This window comes from uncultured Methylobacterium sp. (assembly GCF_964242245.1).
Lineage (GTDB): Bacteria > Pseudomonadota > Alphaproteobacteria > Rhizobiales > Beijerinckiaceae > Methylobacterium.
This window is the reverse complement of record NZ_CAXTBY010000043.1, coordinates 21322-27472: the sequence shown is the minus strand read 5'-3', so window position 1 is coordinate 27472 and position 6151 is coordinate 21322. Positions and strand designations below refer to the sequence as shown.

At 70.1% G+C, this 6151-nt stretch carries 8 protein-coding genes and 1 pseudogene; 7 read left to right on the top strand and 2 right to left on the bottom strand.

The window, feature by feature from the left end; translation table 11 throughout:
- Window positions 1-525, top strand: a pseudogene (locus tag ACFE8Y_RS11485) (3,4-dihydroxy-2-butanone-4-phosphate synthase); the annotation flags it as partial.
- A 118-nt stretch (window positions 526-643) separates the two neighbouring features.
- On the opposite strand, the gene ACFE8Y_RS11480 reads toward ACFE8Y_RS11485, so the two are convergent.
- Both ACFE8Y_RS11480 and ACFE8Y_RS11475 read right to left on the bottom strand, forming a co-directional pair.
- Window positions 644-835 carry an amino acid transporter gene (locus ACFE8Y_RS11480; RefSeq protein WP_375464514.1) on the bottom strand — a complete coding sequence of 64 codons (192 nt, stop codon included), beginning with the start codon at window positions 833-835 and terminating at the stop codon, window positions 644-646.
- 30 nt (window positions 836-865) lie between these two features.
- Entirely contained in the window at window positions 866-1795 is a 930-nt protein-coding gene (locus ACFE8Y_RS11475) for a histone deacetylase family protein (RefSeq protein WP_375464513.1), read from the bottom strand.
- Between the two features lie 188 nt (window positions 1796-1983).
- Between ACFE8Y_RS11475 and ACFE8Y_RS11470 the strand changes: the two genes are divergently transcribed.
- The 6 genes from ACFE8Y_RS11470 to ACFE8Y_RS11445 all read left to right on the top strand — a co-directional run bounded on the left by ACFE8Y_RS11470 (window position 1984) and on the right by ACFE8Y_RS11445 (window position 6151).
- Window positions 1984-2562 carry a L,D-transpeptidase gene (locus ACFE8Y_RS11470; RefSeq protein ID WP_375464512.1) on the top strand — a complete coding sequence of 193 codons (579 nt, stop codon included), beginning with the start codon at window positions 1984-1986 and terminating at the stop codon, window positions 2560-2562.
- A gap of 172 nt (window positions 2563-2734) precedes the next feature.
- Window positions 2735-3178, top strand: a complete 444-nt coding sequence (locus ACFE8Y_RS11465; protein WP_375464511.1) for a hypothetical protein — start codon at window positions 2735-2737, stop codon at window positions 3176-3178.
- Window positions 3179-3301: 123 nt separating this feature from the next.
- Complete coding sequence (locus ACFE8Y_RS11460) at window positions 3302-5317, top strand: acetyl-CoA carboxylase biotin carboxylase subunit (RefSeq protein ID WP_375464510.1); 2016 nt, start codon at window positions 3302-3304, stop codon at window positions 5315-5317.
- Window positions 5318-5418: 101 nt separating this feature from the next.
- The gene (locus ACFE8Y_RS11455; protein ID WP_375464509.1) at window positions 5419-5577 is read left to right on the top strand and encodes a hypothetical protein; all 159 of its coding nucleotides are present in this window, start codon (window positions 5419-5421) and stop codon (window positions 5575-5577) included.
- The gene (locus ACFE8Y_RS11450) at window positions 5574-5699 is read left to right on the top strand and encodes a hypothetical protein (RefSeq protein ID WP_375464508.1); all 126 of its coding nucleotides are present in this window, start codon (window positions 5574-5576) and stop codon (window positions 5697-5699) included. The genes ACFE8Y_RS11455 and ACFE8Y_RS11450 overlap by 4 nt, the downstream gene beginning before the upstream one ends.
- 20 nt (window positions 5700-5719) lie before the next feature.
- Entirely contained in the window at window positions 5720-6151 is a 432-nt protein-coding gene (locus ACFE8Y_RS11445) for a gamma-glutamylcyclotransferase family protein (protein WP_375464507.1), read from the top strand.

The following is a 6151-nucleotide window of genomic DNA, read 5'->3' as shown; positions in this document are numbered from 1 at the left end:
CACACCCTCGCCCGCGTCTCGGTCGCGGACCTGATCGCCTACCGGCAGTCCCGGGACAAGCTGGTCGAGCGCGTCGGGCACTTTCCGGTGAGGACCGGGTCCGGGGAGATGACGGGCTACGCCTACACCACGCCGTTCGAGGCAATCCAGCAATTCGCCTTCGTCCACGGCGCGATCGGCGACGGCCGCGACGTGCTGGTGCGCCTGCACCGCTCCAACGTCGTCGCCGACGTGATCGAGGGCGGGCGCCAGATCGAGGCGGTGATGGCCCGCTTTGCCCGCGAGGGGCGGGGCGTGCTGGTCTATCTCCGGGACGGGACGGCCGGCGTGCCGCTCAACCGCGTCTCGGACGAGGGCACGGAGGCGCAGCGTGTGCGCCAGTGGCGCGAGGTGGGCCTCGGCGCCCAGATCCTGCGCGACCTCGGCGTGGTCTCGATCCGCAACCTCTCGACCTCGTCGCGGGCCTACGTCGGCCTATCGGGCTTCGGGATCGAGCTGCTGGGGGACGAGCCGCTGGAGGTGTGAGCGGTCGCCCGGCGGGTCGCCTCGTGCCGGTCCTGCCACCCGGTGAACCAGTAGATGAACGCGCAAACGCCGCCCATCAGGAAGGCCGAGCCGAAGAACGCACAGATCTCAACGCTCGTCATTCGATCAGCCTTCGCAGCACGGCTCGTGCCGCTAAATGTAAGACTGCGCCGAACGAGAACCAAATCCCAGCGTTGAGCAGCGCGTTCGCAAGGCTCGAAGTCCCGACGACGACAGCCACGAAGGGCGCGATCCCACCAACTGCAATCGCCGCGACGGCGACGCCGTTGAGAAGCGTCGCCGTCAGCAACGTTCGCTCGTTGCGGACGAGCGACACGCCTCACCGGCCCATCAGCGCGTCCACGTGCGCGGAGACCGAGCGGCCCAGTCCGTCGAGGCTGTAGCCGCCCTCCAGCACCGAGACGAGGCGGCCCTTGGCGTGGCGGTCGGCGACCTCTATCAGCTTGCGGGTGGCCCAGCCGAAATCGGCTTCGGTGAGGCGAAGGTTGGCGAGCGGGTCGAGGTGGTGCGCGTCGAAGCCCGCCGAGATCACAATTACATCGGGCTCGAACGCCGCGACCCGGGCGAGGATGCCGGCCTCGAAGGCCTCGCGGAAGACCGCGCCGTCGTCGCCCGGCCGCAGCGGCACGTTGACGATGGTGTTCTTCGCGCCGCGCTCCGAGACCGCCCCGGAACCGGGAAACAGCGGCATCTGGTGGGTCGAGGCGTACATCACCGCGCCGTCGTCCCAGAAGATGTCCTGCGAACCGTTGCCGTGGTGCACGTCCCAGTCGACCAGCGCGACCCGGGCGGCGCCGTGCTTCACCCGCGCGTGGCGCGCGGCGATGGCCGCGTGGTTGAACAGGCAGAAGCCCATCCCCCGGGTGCGCTCGGCGTGGTGGCCGGGCGGGCGCATGGCGACGAAGGCGTTGGCGCATTCGCCCGCCATCACCGCGTCGACCGCCATCACCGCGCCGCCGACGGCCCGCAGCGTCGCCTCCAGGGTGCCCGGCGACAGCAGCGTGTCGGAATCGATCGCTACCAGGCCCTCCGTCGGCGCTGCCGCGACGATCGCCTCGACGTAGTCGCTCGGGTGGACGAGCGTCGCGACCGCGGCGTCCGCCCGGGGCGCCAGGGTCCGCACCAAGCCGGCGAAGCGCTCGTTCTCCAGGACGCGCTCGATGGCGCGGATGCGGTCGGGCCGCTCGGGATGACCGTCCGGTACGGCGTGGTCGAGGGCGGCCGGATGGCTCACGTACAGGGTCGTCACGATCATCCTTCCCGGCGGCTGCGCCGCCCCTCTCCGAACCGTCCTGTCGCAGACCTGCAACAGGGCTCGGCAATATCCCGATCCGGCAACGCGCGAGGCTACGCGGAAGTGCCTCGCACGGCTATGCTTCGTTCAGCCTCCGTCAACCATGAATCCACGGGCGGAGGTCCACTCGAACGGTGTACGTCATGCGCATCGCCCCGATCATCGCGTGTGCCGTGCTGCTCTCGGGCTGCAACTTCAAGGCGGTGCCCGATCCGACCCTGTCGGCGCGGGACACCGCCTTCATGGCCCTCGTGCCCGACGCCGAGTTCGATCCGCACTTCGCCCGCTATCAGGTCAGCGATCCGACCAGGGAGCGCCCCGGCACCATCGTCATCGAGACGCGCGAGCGGCAGCTCTACCTCGTCCTGCCCGACGGCAAGGCGATGCGCTACGGCGTCACCGTCGGCGACGAGGCCTACGGCTGGACCGGTGCCGCCACGATCGACCGGAAGGCGGAGTGGCCGGCCTGGAACCCGCCAGCCGAGATGATCAAGCGCTGGCCGCACGTCCACGCCATGCAGGGCGGACCGGGAAACCCGCTCGGCGCCCGCGCCCTCTACCTCTCCGACCACGGCCGCGACACGCTCTACCGCATCCACGGCACCAACGAGCCCGAGAAGATCGGCCAGGCGGCCTCGTCGGGCTGCATCCGCATGCGCAACATCGACGTGGTCGACCTGTTCAACCGCGTGCCCGTCGGCGCCACGGTGATCGTGCGCTGACGCCCGGCCCGAGACGAAAGCAAGGTTTGCGAAAGCCTCCTTCGTGAGTCAGCTTTAACCTGAACGCCGGTTCAGGTTTGCCCGTTAACCTCCCAAGACGATCCCGCCCCCTACAGTCCAATACATACGAGGACAGGGCCGGCAACGAGAAGAGCCGGGGAGGCACCAAGTCATGAGCAACGTTTCTCTTCAGGATTTCTGCAACCATGCCGTCACCGCGGGCAGCATCACGTGCGGCGACGTTCGGACGCTGATGCGCGACGTGGTGCCGGACGGCCTCGTCCATCGCGACGAGGCGGACATGCTGATGGCCCTGGAGCGGGCGGTGCCCGCGGCCGATCCGGCCTTCGGTGACTTCGTCGTCGCGGCGGTGGTCGACTTCGCGGTCTGGGGCGAGCGCCCCTCGGGCTACGTCGACCGCGAGGTCGCCGCGTGGCTCGCGGCCTCGATCGCCGGCCGCGCCGGTCCGACGCCGGTCGGCGCCCGGATCGCGATGGAGATCGTGCGCGAGGCGGAAAGCAGCGCCGAGGCGCTGATGGTGTTCGCGCTGGAGGCCAACCGCTGGACCCGCGAGCCGGCCCCGACGCTGCGCCCGCGCTTCGCGCTCGCGGCTTGAGCTAAGGGCCGCACAAGGCAGAGGCACAGCTTCCGTCCGCCGCGCAACTGCTTTATCGGGGTCGGACCTCCGGGCCGGGGCCTGGACTGTCCTCCGACAGCTTAGATCCGAGTGCGGCGCGCGATGTTCGACAAGATCCTGATTGCCAACAGGGGCGAGATCGCCTGCCGGGTCATCAAGACCGCGCGGCGCATGGGCATCGGGACGGTGGCGGTCTACTCGGATGCCGACCGCGACGCGCTCCACGTCGCCATGGCCGACGAAGCGGTCCGCATCGGCCCGGCGGCGGCGGCGCAATCCTACCTCGTCATCGAGAACATCATCGCGGCCTGCAAGCGGACCGGCGCGCAGGCGGTCCATCCCGGCTACGGCTTCCTGTCCGAGCGCGAGGCCTTCGCGCATGCGCTGGCGGAGGCCGGCATCGTGTTCATCGGCCCGAACCCCGGCGCCATCGCCGCGATGGGCGACAAGATCGAATCCAAGAAGGCGGCGGCGGCGGCCAACGTCTCGACCGTGCCGGGCTTCCTCGGCGTGATCGAGAGTCCCGACCACGCCGTCGAGATCGCCGACGGCATCGGCTATCCCGTCATGATCAAGGCATCCGCCGGCGGCGGCGGCAAGGGCATGCGGATCGCCTACGCGTCGGGCGAAGTCGCGGAAGGGTTCGCCCGCGCCAAGTCCGAGGCCGCCTCGTCGTTCGGTGACGACCGGGTGTTCGTGGAAAAGTTCATCACCGACCCGCGCCACATCGAGATCCAGGTGATCGGCGACAAGCACGGCAACGTGATCTACCTCGGCGAGCGCGAGTGCTCGATCCAGCGCCGCAACCAGAAGGTCATCGAGGAGGCGCCGAGCCCGCTCCTCGACGCGGCGACCCGCAGGACGATGGGCGAGCAGGCCGTGGCTCTCGCCAAGGCGGTGAACTACGATTCCGCCGGCACGGTGGAGTTCGTCGCCGGCCAGGACAAGTCGTTCTACTTCCTCGAGATGAACACGCGGCTCCAGGTCGAGCACCCCGTCACCGAGATGATCACCGGCCTCGACCTCGTCGAGTTGATGATCCGGGTGGCGGCGGGCGAGCCGCTGCCGCTCGTGCAGGATCAGGTCAGGCTCGACGGCTGGGCGGTGGAGAGCCGCGTCTACGCCGAGGACCCGACCCGCAACTTCCTGCCCTCGATCGGCCGGCTCACCACCTATCGGCCGCCGGAAGAAGGGCAGTTCGGCACCGGGCGCGTCCGCAACGACACCGGCGTGGAGGAGGGCGGCGCGATCGCGATCCACTACGATCCGATGATCGCCAAGCTCGTGACCTGGGCGCCCTCCCGCGCCGCGGCGATCGACCTGCAGGCCGAGGCGCTCGACGCCTTCGCCATCGACGGCATCCGCCACAACATCCCGTTCCTGGCAGCCCTGATGGCGCATCCGCGCTGGCGCGCGGGCGCTCTGTCGACCGGCTTCATCGCGGAGGAGTTTCCCGCAGGGTTCGCGGCGCCCGAGCCGACGGGGGCGGTGGCGCAGCGGATGATGGCGGCGGCCGCCGCCATCGACCACAAGCTCAACGCGCGCAAGCGCGGCATCTCCGGCCAGATGCGCGACCCGGGCCTGCTGCACTTCGAGCGCGACCGGGTGGTGATGCTGGCCGGCGCGGCCTACCCCGTCACGGTCGATCCGCACGCGGACGCGCTCGACGACAGCCTCGTCGTCACCGAGGCCGACGGCACCGCGCACGTGGTCGCCAGCACGTGGCGTCCCGGCGAGCCGGTCTGGACCGGCACGATCGGGACGACGCGCGTCGCGATCCAGGTGCGCGGCCTCCTGAACGGCGTCGCGCTCCAGCACGCGGGCGCGGCCGCCGAGGTCCGGGTCTACACCCGCCGCGAGGCCGAACTCGCAGCCCTGATGCCGGTGAAGGCGGATGCGGGCTCGGGCAAGCAGGTGCTCTGCCCGATGCCCGGCCTCGTCAAGCAGATCCTGGTGCGCGAGGGCCAGGAGGTGAAGAACGGCGAGCCCATCGCCATCGTCGAGGCGATGAAGATGGAGAACGTGCTCCGCGCCGAGCGCGACGCCACGGTGGGGAAGATCCACGCCAGGGAGGGCGAGAGCCTGGCGGTCGATGCGGTGATCCTGGAGTTTGCCTGACCGTCGCGGTCTTTCCGAGGCCGACATGCGGTGCGCGCAGCGAACACCGAGCAGACGAAGCTCCTTGCCACGGCGATCAACAACGTCGCGGTGCCTTTATCGTGATCGGCTTCATCACGCCGATCACCGCCGCGAGCTTCAACCTCAGCGGCGTCGGTCCGCTCCGACTTGAGACCGCCGCGCTGACCGTCGTCTGGCTTTTCACGGGAATCGGCATACCTCTCATCGCAAGGCGCATCCTGCGGGGCATCAAGCCGTGAATTCCGGCCAGATCTTCGTCATCTTCGTCATCCCGGCCATCGCCCTGGCGGTGGCCTATGCAGCGATGCGCGCGAACGAGTGGGCGATCCGCCGCGACGAGCGGACGCCACCGGGCGAGTAGCCGCTTCGGCCCCGAAAGGCATGCCCCTCTACTTCGCCTACGGCGCCAACATGGACGCCGCCGCAATGGCCTCGCGCTGCCCGGCCTCGCGCCTGATCGGGCAGGGCCGCCTGCACCGCCACCGCTTCATCATCATGCGCGCAGGCTACGCCTCGGTTTTGCGCGAGGGCCGGCACACGGTCTGGGGCGTCCTGTGGGAGCTGGCGCTCGCCGACGTTCCGGCCCTCGACCGCTACGAGGGCGTCGCGGGCGGCCTCTACGTGAAGGCCTCGCAGCCGGTCGTCACGTCCGGCGGCGTCAGGCGCGCGCTGATCTACCTCGGCCGCAGCACCGCGTTCGGGGTTCCGCGGCCGGGCTACCTCGATGCCGTCGTTCAGGCGGGGGCGGCGGCGCAACTGCCGGCCGCCTACCTGCGCGAGCTGCGCGGTTGGCACCGCGGTGCTCCCGCGTGA